Raw genomic sequence first — 19,691 nt, forward strand, 5'->3', positions numbered from 1 at the left:
GGTCCGCAGACCTGGGCGGGCGCCGCGTCGCTCGCTAGCTTTGGGAATCGGGTTTGGTCTTGAGTTTGCCCAGCAGTTTGTCCAGGGATTTCTGGTTCAGCGCCTTGGCCAGCGGGAAGTCCGCAGGCATCAGCGAACCGGCCTGCGGGTCGAGGCAGTGTTCGACCAGTGCCTGCAAACGTTCCAGCAGGCGAGCAGGCAAACGACTGTCGGCATTCGGCGTGACGCTGTGCCACTCGACACGCAACACGCCGTCCTCCAGCCAGGCCACCACCTCACGGGCATGGGTCACTCGGTTCACCGGGGCCACGTCCGGTGGCGGGGTCAGGCTGCTGGCGCGCAACCAGCCCGCTGGCGTTTGCTCATGCCCCAGGTAGTTGAACAGCACATCGCCGTGGCTGGCCGGCAACTCGCCGCGCTGGCGCAGCAAGCCGTAGCCCAGGCCCTGGCCGGGTACATCGCGCAAGGCTTGCTTGGCGTTGCGCACCTGATCGCCCGCGGCGCCGCTGGCACTCACGCGCAGTGGGTAGAGGGTGGTGAACCAGCCGACGGTGCGGCCGACGTCCAGCCCGGCAAACGGTGCATCACGCCCGTGGCGTTCAAGGTCCACGACGATGTCGCTGCGCTGTTCGACCTCGGCCAGGGTCGCGGCGAGGGCGGCGATCAGCAGTTCCTCCGGTTGTGTGCGGTAAGCCGCGTGGGATTGGGTCAGCCATTGGTGCGTGCGGCTGGCATCCCAGCGGGCCGACAGGGTCTGGCGTTCGGCGAGCGTGGCCATTGGCGGCGGGTTCGCAGAGGCCTGGGCACTCCAGTAGCGCTGCTCGGCGGCAGCCTTGGCGGCATGGGCTTGCAGGTGCTCGGCCCATTGACGATAGGAGGTGGTTTTCGCCGGCAACGTCGGCTGCTCGCCACGCTCCAGGGCGGCATACAACTGTTGGAAATCTTCCAGCAGCGGCGTCCAGGACACTGCATCGACCACCAGGTGATGGGCCACCAGGTACAGGCGCTGCGGTGTGCCTTCCAGCAGGGCCGCGGCAAACAGCGGGCCGTGTTGCAGGTCCAGGCTTTGCGCGACTTGCAGCAATTGCTCCGGGTGTTCTCCGCAGGTCAACTGGGCCGGTGCCACCGGCGCGATGTGTGCCTGCCATTGGCCGTCGACGTGGGTGAAACGCAGGCGCAGTGCGTCGTGGTGGGCCACCAGCCGATCCAGCGTGGCTTGGACGATGGCCGGTTCCAGGCGACGGTCGCTGTCGGCCAGCACCGATTGGTTCCAGTGCGCGGCCTGGACCTGTTGCTGGTCAAAGAACCACTGGTGCAACGGCATCAGCGGCATCGGCCCGGTCACGTCGCCTTGTTCGGCCTGGGTCAGCAGCGCCGTGGTCACATGGGCCAGGGCCGCCGGGGTCGGCGAGCGGAACAGGTCCCGTGGCGTGAGCGAATAGCCCTGCTCACGCAAGCGCGAGATCAGTTTCAGGCCGAGAATCGAGTCACCGCCCAGGGCGAAGAAACTGTCCGAGGTGCCCACTTCGCGACCGCCAGTCAAGGTTTCGCCGAGCAATTCACCGAACAATTGGCAGAGCAGGCGTTCCAGGTCGTTGCGCGGTGCCGCGTAGTCTTTCTGGGTGTTTGGCAAGGGCAGGGCGGCCAGGGCCTTGCGGTCGATCTTGCCGTTGGTGCTCAGGGGCAGCGCCGGAATGTGCACCCACACCGCCGGCACCATGTAGGCCGGCAGCTCGGCCGCGAGCTGGGTGTCGAGGTCCGACTGCGCGGTGCTACTGCTGTAGAACGCCACCAGGCGGTTGTCGATGACCAGGGTGCAGGCGCCAGTGATGGCCGGCAGGTTCAACAGGGCTGAGTCGATTTCCCCCAGCTCAATGCGCTGGCCACGCAACTTCACCTGGTGGTCGAGACGGCCCAGGTACTCGATGTTGCCATCGGCCAGGAAGCGGCAGCGGTCGCCGGTGCGGTACAGGCGATCGCCGGCCACGAACGGGCTGGCGAGGAAGCGTTCTTCGGTCAGGTCCGGGCGTTTCAAATAGCCACGGGCCACGCCGACGCCGCCGATGTACAGCTCGCCGATGCTGCCAATCGGCAACGGTTGCATGGTTTCGTCGAGGATGTACAAGCGCAGGTTGGCGATGGGCTTGCCGATCGGCACGATCACATCGTCCGCCGAGCAACGCCAGACCGAGACGTCGATGGCCGCTTCGGTCGGGCCGTACAGGTTGACCAGCGCCGCCGGGTGTTGGCCCATGAAGCGCCGCACCAGGTCCACCGGCAAGGCTTCGCCACTGGCGAACACCTGGCGCAAGCTGTGGCAGTCGACCAGGCTCGGTTCCTCGACAAAGGCCCGCAGCATCGAGGGTACGAAGTGCAAGGTCGTGACCCGTTCCTGCTGGATCAACTGGCTGAGGTAGGCCGGGTCGCGATGACCGTCCGGACGGGCGACCACCAGGGTTGCGCCGGTGATCAGCGGCCAGAAGAACTCCCACACCGACACGTCGAAGCTGTACGGCGTCTTTTGCAGCACACGGTCGTTCGGGCCAATTGGGAAGGCGTCCTGCATCCAGTACAGGCGGTTCATCAAGGCGCCGTGTTCGTTCATCACGCCCTTGGGTTGGCCGGTGGAGCCGGAGGTGTAGAGCACGTAGGCCAGGTCGTTGGCCTGGACGCTGATCGGCTCGAAAACAGAGGCGCCCGGCAAAGCATCCAGCGTCCAAGCCGCATGCCCGACAGGCAGGCGTGACAGCCATTGCGCCTGGGTCAAGGTGACCTTGGCATCGGCGTCTGCGATCAGGAAGGCCAGGCGCGGGGCCGGCAACTCCGGATCCAGCGGCAGCCACGCGGCACCGGCATGGACGATGCCGAGCAAGGCCACGACCATTTCCACCGAACGCTCCATGCACACCGGCACGATGCTGTCGGTACCTATACCGGCGGCGCGCAGGGCGCGGGCGACGGCTTGTGCCCGCTGGTCCAGCTCGGCGTAGCTCAGGCGCTGGCCTTCGAACACCAATGCCGGGGCGTTGGGGCTCAGGGTGGCTTGCTGGCTCAGGGCGGTGTGCAGGTTGGTCGGGCCGCTGTAATGACGTTCGGTGGCGTTCCACTCGATCAGTTGGCGATGACGTTCGGCCGCCGGCAGCGGTGTCCAATCCCCGAGGCGGGTGCGTGGCGCCTCGAGCATGGCTTCCAGCAGTTGTTGCCATTGTTCCAGCCAACGCCGGGCCGTGGTTTCGCTGAACAGCGCGGCGCGGTATTCCAGCAACACCGACAGCACTTCGCCGTCGTGCACTTCCCAATTCAGGTCGTACTTGGTGGCCTGGGCGGTCACCGCGCGTTCCCTGACCTGCAACTGCGGCCATGGCTGGCTCGACGTGTCGGCGTTCTGCATGGCGAACAACACTTGGAACAGCGGGGTCTGGCCGAGGCTGCGCGAAGGCTTCAAGTGCTCCACGACCTGGTCGAACGGCACGTCCTGATGCTGTTGGGCATCCAGCACACGGTTGCGCACCTGGTTGAGCAAACCTTCGAAATCCAGGGCCGGATCCAGGTCGGCGCGCATGACCACGGTGTTGACGAAGCAGCCGATCAGCGGTTGCAGCTCGGCGAATGGACGCTGGGCCACCGGGCTGCCGACCCGCACGTCGCGCTGGTTGGCGTAGCGCCCCAAGAGCAACTGCGCGGCACCAAGCATGAGCATGTACAGGGTGGCACCGCGTTGCTGGGCGAACTGCCGCAGGCGTTCCACCAGGTCGGGCGGCAATTGCAGTTGCACCGCGCCGGCCGCCGGGGCGAGCTGGTTTGGACGGCCCTGTTCGGTCGGCAGGTCGAGCAGGTAGTCGCCGTCCTCCAGTTGGTTGCGCCAGTATTCCAGTTGGCTGCTGAACGCGCTCTGTTGGCCGGGCTCGCGCTGCCAGAGGGCGTAATCGGGATATTGCAGCGCCAGCGCCGGCAGTGTCGCCGGGGTGCCATGGCACTGGGCGGTGTAGCACTGTCGCAGTTCCTCCAGCAGGTTCTGGCTGGAGGCATCATCGGTGGCGCAGTGGTGCACGCTGAGCAACAGCAGCGACTGGGCGCCGCCACTGCGTTGCAGCAATGTGGCCCGGACCGGCACTTCAGCGGCGAGGTCGAAACGGTGGCCGGTTTCCGCATGGATCGCCGCGTCGGTCAGTCGCTGCCATTGCTCGTCGCTGGTCGCTTGCAGTGCCGTCACCTGCACGGTGAGATCGACCTTCGGTTCGATGACCAACGCCAACTCGCCGTCGGTATCGCGCACGATGCGGCTGCGCAGGATCTCGTGGCGTTGGACCACGCTGTTCAGGGCCGTGCGCAGGGCCTGGACGTTGAGTGCGCCGTCCAGTTGCACAGCGCTGACCACGTTGTACTCGCCACCGCCGGCGCTCAGTTGTTCGAGGAACCACAAGCGTTGTTGTTCGAACGACAGCGGCAGGCGCGCCGGACGCGGCGCCGCAACGAAAGTCGCCGCCGGGGCTTGCAGGGGATCGCCCAGCAGTGCGGCCAAGGCGTCGAGGGTCGGGTGTTCGAACACCGCCCGCAACGGCGGCACAGTGGCGAACTGTTGGCGCAGGCGGGCAAACAGCGCCGCTGCCAGCAGCGAGTGGCCGCCGAGGTAGAAGAAATGGCTGTCACGGCCGATCTGCGTCGACGGCACGTTCAGCAACTCGGCCCACAGGGCGGCCAGTTGCTGTTCGGCGGCGCTGCGCGGCGGGTCCAGGGCGTCTGGCGCGGCTTGGATGTCCGGGGCCGGCAAGGCCTTGCGGTTGAGTTTGCCGTTGTCGGTCAGCGGCAGCTCATCGAGCAGCACGAACGCCGAGGGCACCATGTAGTCGGGCAGGGCGGCGCCAATGGTCTTGCGCCAGGCATGGATGTCGGCCTGCTGGTCGCACGTCACGTAGGCCACCAGGCGCTTGTCGCCGGGCACGTCTTCACGGGCCAGCACCACGGCCTGGCGTACGCCCGGTTGGGCGCCGATCAAGGTTTCGATTTCCCCCAGTTCGACACGGAAGCCACGGATCTTCACTTGATGATCCATGCGTCCCAGGTATTCGAGCTGGCCGTCGGGCAACCAGCGCACCAGGTCGCCGGACTTGTACATCCGTGCGCCTGGCAGGGACGAGAACGGGTCTTCGATGAACACCTTCGCGGTCTGTTCGGCACGGTTGAGGTAGCCCAGGGTCACGCCGGCACCGCCGATGTGCAGTTCCCCCGGGACGCCCACCGGCATCGGGTTGAGGAAGGCGTCGAGCACGTAGGTGCGCACGTTGGCGATGGGCCGGCCAATGATCGGCCGCTGCGGGAAGTCATCCACCGCGCAACCGGTGGCATCCACGGTGCATTCGGTCGGGCCGTAGGTGTTGAAGAAGCGGCTGCCTGCAATCGATGGCAGGCGTTGCCACAGTTGAGCGTCCACCGCATCGCCACCGAACAGCACGAAGCGCGGCAGGTACACCTCGCCAAGGCGAACGCCGTCGCTTTCAAGCAGGGCCTTGAGCTGCGCCGGGGTGCACTCGAAGGCGTCCAGGCGGGTATCGCGGAAGAAACCGGCCAGGGCCTCGGGGTCGTAGCGCACGTCTTCCGGGGTCAGGTACAGGCTATGGCCGTCGAGCAACAGGATCAGCTCGGCCACCGAACTGTCGAAGGCGAACGAGTAGTTGAAGCTGGTGCGCATCGGCTGGTCGGTGTAGCGGCGATACAAGCCATGGATACGCGCCCAGGCCAGGTTGACCACCGAACCGTTGGTCACCAGGGTGCCCTTGGGCTTACCGGTCGAACCGGAGGTGTACATGATGTAGGCCAGGTCTTGCGGCCCGGCGAGCGGGGCCGGGTTGTTGTCCGGTTGGTCGGCGAACAGCGCCGCGTTGCTGTCCAGGCGCAAGCGTGGCAGCTCGGCGCCCAGTTGTTCCAACAGGCCCTGCTGGCCTATGAACAGTGCCGGTTGCGCGTCTTCGAGCATGTACGCCAGGCGATCCACCGGGTAGGTCGGGTCCAGCGGCACATAGGCACCACCGGACTTGAGAATGCCCAGCAGGCCGACCAGCAGTTCCAGCGAACGCTCGACACACAGCGCCACCGGGCGGTTGGCGCCAACGCCCTGGCTGCGCAGGTAATGCGCCACCTGGTTGGCCCGACGGTTCAGTTCGCCGTAGCTCAGGCTGCGGCCTTCGAAGCACAGGGCGTCACGTTCCGGGGTGCGCTCGGCCTGTTGTTCGAACAACTGGGCAAAGGTCAGGTGCGTCGGCACCTCCATCTCGGTACGGTTCCACTCGACCACGGTGCGTTGCCACTCCGCGTCCATCAGCAGCGGCAAGGCGGCGACCGGGCGTTGAGGCTCGGCGAGCATGTGTTCGAGCAGGTGTTCCAGGCGGGCGAGGGTCTGGCGGGCGCTGTCGGCGACGAACAGGTCGAGGGCGAACATCAACTCCAGCTGGATCGGCGCATTGGCCGGGCACAGCACGTGCAGGTCCAGGTCGCATTCGGAGTGGCGCAGCGGGGTGTCCAGCGCTTCGAATTCCAGCCCGGGGAAGCGCAACCGCGACTCCATGGCCAGTTGCTGGGCGACCATGACCTGGTACAGCGGCGCATGGCTGAGGCTGCGCGGCAGTTGCAGGCTGTCCACCAGTTGCTCGAACGGCAAGTCTTGATGCAGCAGGCCATCGCGCAGGCGTTCGGCCACTTGCTTGACCAGGGCGCTGAAGCCGGCTTGCGGTTCGAAGTCCGCGCGGATCGCCAGGTTGTTCAACAGAATACCCAGCAGGCCTTCGGTGCCCGGTTGTTCACGGTGGGTGACCGGGGTGCCGACCAGCACCGTGGCGTCGCCGCTCAAACGGTGCATCAGTACGGCGAAGCCGGCGAACAGGACGGTGAACGGTGTGGTGCCGAGACGACTGGCAAAGGCTTGCACACGGCCGCTGAGGTCGGCGCTGAGTTCACGCTGCACGATCCCGGCGCGGTAGCTTTGCACCGAGGGCCGTGGATGGTCGGTGGGCAAGGCCAGCAGCGGGCTGGCGTCGCTGTCGCGACGGTCCAGGGTGGTGGTCCAGTAGTCGAGTTGGCGCTTGAGTTCGGCGCCTTGCAGGTGTTCGCGCTGCCAGAGGGCGAAGTCGGCGTACTGCAGCGGCAGGGCCGGCAGGTCGGCGCGAGTACCGTTGCAACGGGCTTCATAACCCAGGGCCAGCTCACGCAGGGCGATGGTGGCCGACCAGGCGTCCGACACCAGGTGGTGCAGGGCGATGCCGAGCACGTGCTCGCCCGGCGCCAGGCGCAGCAAGCGCGCACGCAGCAGCGGTGGGCGGGTCAGGTCGAACGGCTGCTCGAAGGTGTCTTGCAGGGCATTGAACTGCGCGCCGGCGCGGGCGGTGGCGGTCAGCCCCGACAAGTCTTCGAAAGGCAACGCGATGTCCAGCGCTGGGCTGATGCGTTGGCACGGCACGCCGTCGGTGCTGTGGATGCCGGTGCGCAGGATTTCGTGGCGTATCAGCAGGTCGTTCAGGCTGGCGTGCAACGCCTGGACGTTGAGTTCACCCTTGAGGTGCAGGGCGAACGGGATGTTGAACAGGGTGGTGCCTGGCGTCAGTTGCTCGATGAACCACAGGCGCTGTTGCGAGAACGACAGCGGCAGCAGCGTCGGGCGTGGTTGGGCCTTGGGCACGCTGAGCGCGTTGGCTTGCGGTGCGGCGGCCTCGGCCTGGCGGGCGTCGATGGCCACGGCCAGCAAGGCCACGGTGGGGTGTTCGAACAGGACCCGCAATGGCAGGTCCAGTTTGAACTGGGTGCGCAGGCGGGCCACGATCTGGGTCGCCAGCAGCGAGTGCCCGCCGAGGGTGAAGAAGTTGTCCTCCACGCCAACGGTGTCGCGCCCCAGGACTTCGGCCCAGATGGACGCCACGCTGGTTTCCAGGGCGTTGCGCGGGGCGATGCTCTCCTGGGCGTCCGCCTGCCAGTCCAGCTCGCGGGCGGCGAGGGCTTTGCGGTCGACCTTGCCGTTATTGTTCAGCGGCAGTTTGTCCAGGCCGACGAAAGCCGCCGGCACCATGTACGGCGGCAGTTGCGCCCGCAGGTGTTCGCCCAGGCCGTCGCTGCCCTGGGTCTCGTCATGGGCCGACCAGTACGCCACCAGCCAGGCTTCGCCGACGGTATTTTCCCGCAGCAGGACGGCGGCTTCGCGTACGTTCGGGTGCTGGGCGAGACGGTGTTCGATTTCCGTCAGTTCGATCCGGTGCCCGCGCAGTTTTACCTGCTGGTCGCGACGGCCGAGGTATTCGATCACCCCGTCTGCACGCCAGCGTCCCAGGTCACCGGTGCGGTACAGGCGACCTTCGAGTTGAGGGTGCTCGATAAAAGCCTCAGCGGTGCGCTGTGGGTCGTGCAGGTAGCCGCGGCCGACGCCGACGCCACCGACGCAGATTTCCCCGGCGACGCCAACCGGCACCGGGCGCAGGGCTTCGTCCAGCACATACAGGCGGTTGTTGGCGGTCGGCTGGCCGATGGGCATGTGGCTGACCTCGGCCCCGGGCGCCGCGAAGATCGGCTGGAAGGCGACGTCGTCGGCACATTCGGCCGGTCCGTAGGCGTTCATCAGGGCAATGTCGGGGAACCGTGCGAACCAGTCCCGGGCCACGGTCGGTGGCAGGGCTTCACCGGTGGGCAATACCCAGCGCAGGTCCGGCAGTTGCAAGTCGCACGGGCACAACGCGAGCACGGTGCGCATCAGGCTCGGGACGATTTCCAGCACGTTCAGGCGCTCGCTGGCGAGCACCTGCAACAGGCGTTGCGGGTCGTGGGCAACTTCATCGGGAAGAATGTGCACGGTGGCACCGAGCACCGGTGCGGCGAGGAACTGCCACACCGAAATGTCGAACGCCACCGAAGCGGTCTGGGGAATGCGGTCAGCGGCGCTGAGCCCCAGGGCCGGCACCTTGCCGAAGATGTTGTTGAGCATGCCGCGCTGTTCGATCATCACGCCCTTTGGCGTGCCGGTCGAACCCGAGGTGAACAGCACGTAGGCCAGGCTGTCGGGGCGGGCGAGCACCGGCAGTGGCGTGTCGTTGCCCGATGCCCAGCAGGCTTCGGCGAACAGCGCCGTGGGCGCCTGGTCGAGGCCGCTGAGCAGTGGCTCGATCAGACCGCCGCAGGCTTGGCTGGCGATCAGCAACGGCGCGCGGGACAGCCCGAGGATTTCCCGCAGGCGCTCGGGCGGGTGATTGACCTCCAGGGGCAGCATCGCCGCCCCAGCCTTGAACACGGCCAGCATCATGGTCAACAGCGCCAGGCCACGAGGGGCCACCAGCGCGACCAGTTGGTCTTCACCGGCACCGGCCTCGCGCAGGGCGTGGGCCAGGCGCGTGGAACGCAGGTCCAGCTCGGCGTAGGTCAGCGACTCACCGGCGCAGGTCGCGGCGACCTGATCACCGCGCAGGGCGACCTGGGCGGCAAACAGCTCGGCGTAGCTTTGATCCAGCGCAAAGTCGTGGGGGTTCAACGCCCATTCGCCCAGCAACTTTTGACGTTCGTCGGCGGCCAGCAGTTCGAAGCTGGCCAACGGCGCGTCGGGGGCGACGAGCATGCTGCGCACCAGGCTGGCGATGTGACCCAGCAGACGCTGCACGGTGGCGGCCTCGAAACGTTCGCGGTCATAGGACACGCGGATGCCCAGTTGATCGCCCGGCAGGATCACCACGGTCAAGCCGTAGTGGGTGTGCACGCTGTGGTCCATGCCTTCGAGACTGAACTGGAAACCGCCTTCGAGGATCTGTTCGTCGATGGGCGCGTTTTCGAACACCAGGATGCTGTCGAACAGGGTCTCGCCCCGGGGGAAATCGCTCCAGCCCTGAATGTCGGTCAACGGTGTGTGCTCGAAGTCGCGCATGTCGACGTTGAGTTTCTGCAGATCGCCCAGCCAACTGCCGAGTGAGGCGTTCGGATCCACCGAAACCCGCAGCGGCAAGGTGTTGATGAACAGGCCGATCATTTCCGCAACGCCGGTCAGGTCAGCCGGACGGCCGGCCACGGTGACACCAAAGACGACGTCCTGCTGCCCGCTGTAGCGCGACAGCAGCAACGACCAGACCCCCTGGAAAAACGTGTTCGGGGTGATCCGGCGACTGCGGCAGAACGCCGCCAGTGCCTGGGTTTCCTGTGCGTCGAGGTGAATCAGTTGGTCGTCCACTAGCACCGCATCGGTGTAGCGGTCGCGGCTCACGCCGTTGTCCACGGTCAGTGGCGTGGGGGCGTTGAGGCCTTGCAACTGGCCGCGCCAGAATTGCTCGGCCTTGCCCGCATCCTGGCGTTGCAGCCACTGGATGTAATCGCGAAATGGCCGAGGGCTTTTCAGTTCCGGCGTGCGGTCGTTGCACAGCGCTTCGTAGACTTTGAGGAAGTCCACGGTCACCAGGGAGATGCACCAGGCGTCCATCAGGATGTGGTGGAAGCTGCGAATGAACTCGTAGGACTCGTCGGCCAGGCGCACCAGCCGGAAGCGAATCAGCGGTGGCTTGGACAGGTTGAAGCCGACCTTCTGCTCGTCTTCCAGCAGCGTGCGGATCCGCGCCTCCTGCTCATGGGGCGCGAGCCCGCGCAGGTCGAGGGTGTCCAGCGGCACCTTGACCTGGCGATGGATCACCTGCACCGGTTGCTTCTGGCTTTTCCACTGGAAACTGGCGCGCAGGGAAGGGTGCAGTGCCACCACCTGGCGCCACGATTCGAGGAACGCCCCTTCATCGATGGCCCCGCCGATGCGGTAGCGATCCTGCATCAGGTACACCCCGGAGTCTTCGTGCAGCAGGGAGTGGAACAGCATCCCTTGTTGCAACGGCGACAGCGGGTAAATGTCTTCGATCGGGTTGCCAGCGGTTTTTTCGGTGGTCATTGAAAGCGTCCTGCGTAAAAAGGGGCAACGGTGATGGCGGGGCGACGGGAGGAGCCGTTCACAGGTCGGCCTCGTTCAGTTCGGCCATCAGCGCTTGCATTTCGTCATCGGACAGGCCCGAGGCGCTGAACTCGGTGCTGTCGGTTTGCGGTTCGGCGGCGCTCGGATCCAACGGTTGCGCGACCTCGGCCATGGCCGCGATGGTCTGGCGTTCGAAGACTTGCTTGGCGGACAGCGCGATGCCTTGCTCGTGGGCCTGGGCCACCACTTGCAGGCTCAGGATCGAGTCGCCGCCGATGGCGAAGAAGTTGTCGGTGACACTCACCGCCGAGAGTTTCAAGACCTTGGCGACGATCGCTTGCAGGGCGGTTTCCATGGCGTTGCGCGGCGCCACGTGGGCGTTTTCGTCGAACTGGTCCGGGTCGGGCAACTGGCGGGTGTCGAGCTTGCCGTTGGGCGTGCGCGGAAAGCTCGCCAGGGTCAGCACCAGGGCCGGCACCATGTACGACGGCAGGCGCTCACCGAGGAAGCGCTTGATCGCCTCCGAATCCGGCGCGTAGCCGTGGGCGGCCACGATGTAGGCGAGCAGGCGTTTGCCAGCGGCATGTTCTTGGACGATCACCGCGGCTTCGCGCACGTCGCTGTGGCTGCACAACTGGCGTTCGATTTCGCCCAGTTCGATGCGGTAGCCGCGGACCTTGACCTGATGGTCCTTGCGCCCCAGGAACGCCAGGCGCCCGTCGGCCAACCAGCAGGCCAGGTCGCCCGTACGGTAGGCGCGAGTGCCGTCGGCCAGGGTGACGAAGGCCTTGGCGGTCTCTTCGGGTTTGTTGCGATAGCCGCGGGCCAGGGTCGGGCCGGCCAGGACGATCTCGCCCGGTTCGCCAATGCCGCAAGCGCGGTCGAATTCATTCAGCAGGCGCAGGTCCATGCCGGCGATGGGGCGGCCGATGCTGACGTTCCGGCTGGGCTCCAACACTTCATAGGTGGCCCAGACTGTCGCTTCAGTGGGGCCGTATTCGTTCACCAACCGGGCGTGTGGCAAGGCCTTGCTGTGTTGCGCGATCAGCGACGGCGGGCAAGCCTCACCGGCGACGATCCAGCAGGCGAGGTGGGCGGCTGCGTCGTTGCGCTGCAATTGATCGAGCAGGGCTTGGTACAGGGATGGCAGCGACAGGCCGTGGCTGACCTGGTGCTGGGCAATCAGCTGCGCCAGGCGAGCCATCTCCAGTTCTTCACCCGGGGCGGGCAACACCAGGCGTCCGCCTTGGGCCAGGGTCCAGAAAATCCCGGCGACCGAACTGTCGAAGGCAAACGAGGACAGCAGCAGGTAGGCGCGCACGGGCGTCTCATAGGCGGCCATGCGCACTTGGGTCGAGAAGCTCAGCGCGCCGTGGCTGATTTCCACCGCTTTCGGCGCACCGGTGGAGCCGGAGGTGTAGATCAGGTAGGCGAGGTCGTTCACGTCCGGCAAAGGCAGCGCCGGCTTGTCGGCGAGATCCGGCGTTGACAGGTCATCCAGCACGAAACGTTGCAGGTGGGGCGGCACGCTGTCGGCCAGTTCGGCGCTGACCACGATGTGGGCAATGGCGCTGTCGGCGAGCATGTAGGCGCGGCGGTCGGCCGGGTAGGTCGGGTCGACCGGCACGTAGGCGCCACCGGCTTTCAAGACGGCGAGCATCGCGACAATGGCCGCGTTGCTGCGGGCGAACAGGATGCCGACGGGTACCCCGGGACCGATGCCGGCGGCGACCAGTCGATGGGCCAGTTGCGTGGCGCAGGCGTCGAGGCGGCTGTAGCTGAGGTCACCGTCCTGGTCGCTGAGGGCGATGGCGTTCGGTTGCTGGCGAACCTGACGGGCAATCAACTCCACCAGTGTCACGGGTTCGATGGACGGCATGCTCGCGCCGGTACCGATCAACTGCGATTGCAGTGTGCCGCCCAGGGGCAGTTGGGCCCAGGCCCGTTGCGGTTCGGCCAGGGCACCTTGCAGCAGTTGCAGCCATTGCTCGGCAAGGCAGCCGGCGGCTTCGGCACTGAGGGCATGGCGGTCGTAGACCAACTGCGCGCGCAGGCCGTCGGGCAACTGGCGGACGTTCAGGCATGCCTTCAGCGGATTCATCACCGCACTGGCGTGACGCTCCCGAGCATCGCCCGAGCGCCAGGCAAAGGCGTATCCGGCATCGAGGGTATCGGTGTAATAGTCCTGCCAGCCGACCGCCCTTTCCAAGGTGGCGGCTACTTGTGTGCTTTGCTCCAGCAGGGTCGCCTGGGCATCCAGTTCGATGTTCACGGGCAGGCACTGCTCGAACAGACCCAGGGTGTTCTCCAGTTCCGCGCCGCGACTTTCATGGATCAGGGTGAGCGGCACCTGTTGCTGGCCGGCCAGTCGTCCCAATACCGCTGCCCATGCCGCCAGCAGCAGGTCCGGGGCCAGGGCCGGATGGCGGACGATGGCGGCCGGCAGCGCCAGGTCCAATCGGGTCGGCGCAAACCCGCCTTCGAGGGCCGATTCGAGGGGCAGTTGCAGGGTGGCCTGTTCGGTTTCGCCCGAGGGTTTCCAGAAGCTCACGCCCGGATGGTCCGGCGCGTCTTCAACCAGGCTCCAGCGCCATTCGGCGTAGTCGGCGTACTGCAAGGTGTCGGACAGGTCCGTGGCGCTGCCTTGCAGCAGTGCATCGGCCAGCCATTTCAGGCTGGCGAGGTCGAAGTGGCTGCTGGCCGCCGCCAGGTCCAGGATCGTCTGTTCATCGGACAGGCGCACCAGGGTCACATACAGGGGAGACGTCCAGTCACGGGGCTGGCCGGCGAGTTGGGCCAGCGTGGCGTCCTGGTCGGCGTGGTTGTGTTGACGCAGGTCCTGGAGCTTCACCGCCAGCGGAGCGGTTTCGTCGATCACCTGCACCGGGTGGCGCAGGCCGGGCACGGGCATCAGGCGCGTGCGCAGGATTTCACTGTCGGCCACCAGCGCCTGCAGGTGTTTGTTCAGGGCATCGACGTCCAGCGATTGCGACAGCGACCATTGCAAATGGCAACTGAACGGGTGCTCCGCCGCGCCGTTGATGTGGGGGTAAACCGATGCCTGTTGCGGCGAAATACGAAAACCTTGAAGTCCGCTCATGTTCATCTCGACTGGAAAAGGGCTTGAGCCTGGATCGCCGCACAGACGCTGGGGCTTGCTGGACATGGGTCAGGCAAGCCTCCTGCGAACGGCGGGTGGACCCGTTGAATGTCAGACGGCAACGTCGCTCGACAGCAGGGCTTCAGCCATGCCGGTCATGATGGCGCGCTTGCCGGTAAAGGGTTCGCGACCGTGCACAGCGAGCATGTTGTCGATGAACAACACGTCCCCCTGTTGCCAACTGAACCGCACCAGTGAGTCGAGGTAGGCCGCGCGCAGTGACTCCAGGACCTGGGGCTCGATGGGTTCGCCATCGCCGTAAAAGGTGTTGGTGGGCAGGTCGAGGTCGTTGAAGTTGCTTTGCAGCGAATCGCGGATTCGCCCAGGCAGGGTGCTGATGTGGAAGAACGTGGCGTGGTTGAACCAGACCTCTTCGCCGGTGCGCGGGTGGCGCACCACGGCCGGCCCCCGTTGGCGGGTGCGCAGGCGATTGTGGTCTTTCCATTCCACTTCGATGCCGACGCTGGCGCAGTAGGCTTCCACTTCGCCACGGTCTTCGGACTGGAACACGGTCTGCCACGGCAGGCCGAAACCGTCGCCGTAGTTGCGAACGTACAGCACGCCTTTTTCCCGGAACCGCGCTTCGATCTGCGGGCTGATCCTGGCCTTCACGGCGCGGGTCGAGCCGATCGGTGTTTCACCGCCGGTCTCGGACGGCAGTTGGCAGTAGAAGAACAGCCGCAGCGGGAAGCGCGGTGAGTAGGAGTGTTCGTTGTGGGGGAAAATCATCTGGTCGGCCGGGTAGTCGGTCGAGGTGTAGATGTTGCCGCCGACCCGTGTCCGGGGCGAGGCACGGAACATGTACTCCAGCGCTCCGGGGGAAAGGGCGGCGATCACCTGATCGAACTGCTCGACGGAGGCGACGTTGAAGCCACGAAACAGCAGGGCGCCGTACTGCAGCAATTTCTTTTCCAACGACTCGCGTTCCCGGGCGGCCCAGGCGATCAGGTCGACGCCACTGACCGCTGGCTCGATCACCAGGGGCAGGGCGTGGTCCGGGCTGAGCAGGCGCTCGGTCACCAGCTGTTGTTCCGAGACGTTCATGGCTTTGCGACGCACGGCGCCGAGGGCGCGTGGCGATGGGGGCACGATAGACATAACGGCATCCGACTCGGTTAAAGGGACAAGGAGCGACGTTTGGCTTGCATCATCTGGCTGCGACCGGCCAGCGCCTGGGACTGTTGTCGCTCACGGGCAAAGGCCTGGTCCCAACTGTCGATGCGCTCGGCCAGTGCCGGCAACGGCTCGTCCAGCAGGGTGTGGAGTTGTTCCAGCAGGCACGTCCACAGGTGTTGCAGGCGCAAGGCACGGCTCTGGTCGAAGTAGTCGCCGCGATACTTGAGGGTCGCGGCAAGGCCTTCGCTGCCGTGCACGAGGTCGAGTACCAGGTGGAAATCCCCCGGTGCCTGGGCCACGTCCAGCGCGGCCAATTGCGCACCGGCGATGGCGGTCGGGGTCACCCGTGACGGTTGGTAGTTGAGCTTGACCTGGAACAGCGGCGAGTGACCGGGACGGCGCTGCGGCGCGAGGGCCGAGACCACCAGATCGAAAGGCAGGCCTTGATGGGCGTAGGCCAGGCGCGCTTCATCGCGAACCCGCTCAAGGAAACCGGCCAGGGTTGGCTCGCCACGCAGGTCACAGCGCAGGGTCAACTGGTTGACGAAGAAGCCGATGACGTCGTTGTGCTCGGCCAATGGCCGGCCGCTGACGTCGGTGCCCAGCAGGAACTGCTGCTGGCCGCCCAGTTGCTTGAGCACCAATTGATAACTGGCCAGCAATAGCATGAACAAGGTCATGCCTTGCTCGCGGGCCAGCGCTGCCAACCGCTCGCAGCTGGCCTGGGGCACGGTGAAGTCCAGGTTGTGTTCGCCTGGGGCCTGGCCGCTGCCACCCAGTTCCAAGGTTTGGGGCATGCCGGCCAAGTGGCCGCGCCAGAAGGCCTGCTCGCTGGCGATCCGCTGTTGGTTCCAGTGCCGGGCTTCCCATTGGGCGAAATCGAGGTATTGCCCCGGGAGCACGGCGTCCGCTGCCCCTGCCAGTTCCGCCAGCAATAGTTGCGCCGAGCGTCCGTCGAAGGCGATGTGGTGCAGGGTCAGCAGCAGGTCATGCTGTTGCTCATGTCGGCTGAGTAACTGCGCCCGCAGCAGCGGGCCGGCTTGCAAATCGACGGGGGTGGCGTGTTCGTGGGCCAGGCGCTGGCTCAGTGTCTGCTGTTGCTGCGCTTCATTCTGCTCACGCACATCGTGATGGACCAGCGCTACCGCCGTGGCCGGCAACACGTGTTGTTGCGGGCCATCGACACCGTCGCGGTACACCGTGCGCAGCACGCCATGTCGCTCGACCAGCGTGTTCAACCGCAGGGCCAGCGTCTCGATGTCCAGCGGACCTTGCAGGCGCAGGTGCAGCACCAGGTTGTGGCGGGTGTCGTCCGGGTTCAGCTGGCGCAGGAACCACAGGCGACGCTGGGCGAACGATTGATGCCCCTGGCTGAGGTTGGTCTGTTCGGTCGAAGCCTCGGCCGTCGGCACCGGCTGATTCAGGAGGTCTTGCAGGGCCAGCGCCCATTGGCCGAGGGTGGTTTCCCCGAACAGATCTTGGGTATCGAGGTTCCAGCCCAGGTCCTTGTGCAGGCGCGCGGCGAAGTCGGCCACGCCGATGGAGTCCAGGCCCTGGCCGATCAGGCTGAGGTCGAAGTCGGCGCAAAAGTACGGGTTGACCGCGTGCAGCGTCTGTTCCAGCCATTGGCGACAGGCGGCTTGGGCCTGTTGCGGCGTTTCGGTCGCCAGGCGCTTGAGCTGGGCAAGGTCGAGGGCCGCACTGTTCGAGGCCTGCACTGCACCGCTCTGGGCGATGACGCTCAACGTGCCCGCAGCGAGCTGCTTGCGTGCGCCTTGACGGGCGATCTTGCCGCTGGTGGTCATCGGGATGGTGCCGGCTTGCACCAGCACGATCTGGTCGATGCCACAGTCGGCGGCTTCGCGCACGGCGTTTTGCATTGACGCGAACAGCGCCGGGTGATGCGCCGGGTCGACGAACTTGCGTTGCGGCTCGGCGACAATCACCAGCTTCTCGCGGCCCAGTGCCGGGTCCATTTCCGAGAAGGCGGCGATGCGCCCGGTGCGGATGCCCGGCTCGGCGTCGGTAATGGCGAATTCGATGTCGTGGGGGTAGAGGTTGCGCCCATTGAGAATCAACAGGTCCTTGAGCCGTCCGCAGATCACGACTTGGCCTTCGTGCATGAATCCCAGGTCGCCGGAACGCAGGTAATGCTCCGATGAACCGACAATCCGGGCTTCAAAGGCTTCGCGCGTGGCTTGGGGATTCTTCCAATAGGATTCGGCGTTGCTCGGGCCCTTGAGCCAGACTTCGCCAATGCGATCGGCGGCGCATTGTTCGAAGGTTTGCGGGTCGACGATGGCAATGCTGTGCAGGGCTTGCGGATAACCACAGGCGACGAACTCCACGGCGGCGGCATCGGCCGCCGCCAGCGCCACGCGGCCAGTCTCCAGCACGGCCTTGTCCAGGCGCAGCACCACCGGCAGCGCGTCGGCCGGCGTGGCGCTGACACACAGGGTCGCTTCGGCCTGGCCATAACCGGGGCTGATGGCCAATGGGTCGAGGCCACAGGCGGCAAAGCGCTGGGCGAACGCTTCGAGAGTGCCAGGGTGGATCGGTTCGGCGCCGTTGATCGCGTGCTTCCAGGCGCTCAGGTCGAGCTGCGCGATGAGGTTATCGCTGACCACGCGGTTGCACAGGGCATAAGCGAAGTTGGGGGCGAAACTGGCGGTGGCGCGATAGCGACTCAACGCTTGCAACCAGGTCGACGGCGCATTGACGAAGGTCTGGGAAGCCATCAGGTAGCACGGCATGCCGCTGTAGAGCGGGGCCAGCATACCGCCGATCAGGCCCATGTCGTGGTACAGCGGCAGCCAGTTGACCATGGCGCCGTGTTCGTCGAAAGCGTAGGCCTGGCGCATCAGTTCGACGTTGGCGATCAGATTGCGCTGACGTACCTCGACGCCTTTCGGCGAGCCGGTAGACCCCGAGGTGTATTGCAGGAAGGCCACGGTCGAAGCGTCGATGGCCGGGCGTTGCCATTGGCTGGCCGGTGGTGTGCCCAGGTCCTGGACAGTCAGCACATCGACCCGGCTCTCCACCAGTTCCAGCAAGCCTTCGCAATAATCCGCCGGGGCGAGAATCAGTGCCGGCTCGGCATCCACCACCACGTTGCGCACGCGGTCGAGGTGGCGTGGTTTACGCGACGGTGGCGGAAACAACGGCACCGCAATCAGGCCCGCATACAGGCAGGCGCAGAAGGCGCGGGCGTAGTCGAGGCTGCTGGGCAGCATCAACAGCACCCGATCACCCGGCGCATACCGCGCTTGCAACGCGGCCGCCAGGGAGCGGGATTGCTCGTGCAGTTGGGCAAAGGTCAGGGTTTCGCCAATCTCTACGCCGTCCGGCAGAAAGTGCAGGGCGGCACGCTGAGGGAAGTGCTGGGCGTTGGCTTCCAGCACGTCGATCCAGTGTTCGAATGAAAACATGTGCAGTTCACGCCATGGCCACGATGACTTTGCGGTCACCGGTAAAAGGATTGCGACCGTGTGCCACCAGTCGGTTGTCGAGCATCAGGATATCGCCGGGCTGCCAGGGGAAACTGATGGCAGTCTCGCGATAGACCTCGCGCACGGTGTCGAGCATGTCGTCGGCGATCGGCGAACCGTCGCCGAAATAGACATGGCGCGGCAGGTTTTCTTCACCCACCGCCGCCAACAGGCTGGCGCGTACGTTCGATTCGATGGCCGAGACATGGAACAGGTGCGCCTGGTTGAACCAGACCCACTCACCGGTCTCGGGATGCTGCTGCACGGCGGCGCAACGCTGGCGGGTGCGCAGGTCGCCGTCGGCTTTCCATTCCCACTCGATGTCGTTGTCCTGGCAGTAGCGTTCGACCTGGGCGCGGTCCTGGGTGTTGAAGACTTTTTCCCAGGGCAGGTCCAGGGCGCCACTGTAGTTGCGCACATAAAGCAGCTCGCGGCTGGCGAACAGCTCGCGGATCTCGGCAGGCATGCGCTGGTAGATCAGGCGGCTGTCGGCAATCGGGGTCTCGCCGCCGGTTTCACTGGCCTTGATGCAGTGGAACCAGATGCGCGAAGGCCAGGGGCGGGTGTAGGCCTGTTCGTTGTGCAATGGAATGAACTGATGGGCCGGGTACTCGGTGGAACTGTAGACCCCGGCGAAGACTTTGCTGCGCGGCGTCGAGCCGAATTCGTAGCTGGCTAGCGGCGCGCCGAAGCTGGCCGCGAAGCGCTTGAAATCGATGGGGGTGGCGACGGTGAAACCGCGGAACAATACGCCGCCTACCGTGGCCAGGACCTGGGCCAGGTCGTCGCGAATCGAGGCGTCCAGGTCATGGATCGACTGTCCCGCTGCCCCCTGCACCAGCACGGGCAGCGATTGGGCGCTTGCATCCGTGGGCGCCATTGAAAACAGCTCGGAACGCCCGTTCAGGTGTTCGATTGAGGTCATCCTTGTGCATCCTCTTATAGCTTCTTCGACCAGTCACAAGACCTTGAAAGCAGGGCAGCGGTCGGTTGTGTAGGACTCGTCTGTAATGTATTCAAT

The 19,691-nt window shown here is 65.8% G+C and carries 5 protein-coding genes; all 5 read right to left on the minus strand.

Features of this window, described 5'->3' with window-relative positions:
- Window positions 1-34: 34 nt before the first annotated feature.
- On the minus strand, window positions 35-10,885 hold the full coding sequence (locus BM317_RS05260; RefSeq protein ID WP_092473354.1) for a non-ribosomal peptide synthetase: 10,851 nt from the start codon (window positions 10,883-10,885) through the stop codon (window positions 35-37).
- A 58-nt stretch (window positions 10,886-10,943) separates the two neighbouring features.
- Window positions 10,944-14,006: a non-ribosomal peptide synthetase gene (locus BM317_RS05265; RefSeq protein WP_092473380.1), complete on the minus strand. Its 3,063-nt coding sequence runs from the start codon at window positions 14,004-14,006 to the stop codon at window positions 10,944-10,946.
- Window positions 14,007-14,117: 111 nt separating this feature from the next.
- Window positions 14,118-15,164, minus strand: a complete 1,047-nt coding sequence (locus BM317_RS05270) for a TauD/TfdA family dioxygenase (RefSeq protein WP_092473356.1) — start codon at window positions 15,162-15,164, stop codon at window positions 14,118-14,120.
- A 17-nt stretch (window positions 15,165-15,181) separates the two neighbouring features.
- Window positions 15,182-18,610 carry a condensation domain-containing protein gene (locus tag BM317_RS05275; RefSeq protein WP_092473358.1) on the minus strand — a complete coding sequence of 1,143 codons (3,429 nt, stop codon included), beginning with the start codon at window positions 18,608-18,610 and terminating at the stop codon, window positions 15,182-15,184.
- A gap of 7 nt (window positions 18,611-18,617) precedes the next feature.
- Window positions 18,618-19,595, minus strand: coding sequence for a TauD/TfdA family dioxygenase (locus BM317_RS05280; protein WP_092165299.1), 978 nt, complete (start codon window positions 19,593-19,595; stop codon window positions 18,618-18,620).
- Window positions 19,596-19,691: the final 96 nt, after the last annotated feature.

Origin of the sequence: Pseudomonas sp. NFACC24-1 (assembly GCF_900115235.1) — a bacterium.
Taxonomy (GTDB): Bacteria; Pseudomonadota; Gammaproteobacteria; order Pseudomonadales; family Pseudomonadaceae; genus Aquipseudomonas; species Aquipseudomonas fluorescens_AA.

Excerpts from the sequence above, each read along its gene's own strand:
- BM317_RS05280 (WP_092165299.1), bottom strand. The coding sequence starts at position 19,595 with ATGACCTCAATCGAACACCTGAACGGGCGTTCCGAGCTGTTTTCAATG.
- BM317_RS05260 (WP_092473354.1), bottom strand. The coding sequence starts at position 10,885 with ATGACCACCGAAAAAACCGCTGGCAACCCGATCGAAGACATTTACCCG.
- BM317_RS05270 (WP_092473356.1), bottom strand. The coding sequence starts at position 15,164 with ATGTCTATCGTGCCCCCATCGCCACGCGCCCTCGGCGCCGTGCGTCGC.
- BM317_RS05265 (WP_092473380.1), bottom strand. The coding sequence starts at position 14,006 with ATGAGCGGACTTCAAGGTTTTCGTATTTCGCCGCAACAGGCATCGGTT.
- BM317_RS05275 (WP_092473358.1), bottom strand. The coding sequence starts at position 18,610 with ATGTTTTCATTCGAACACTGGATCGACGTGCTGGAAGCCAACGCCCAG.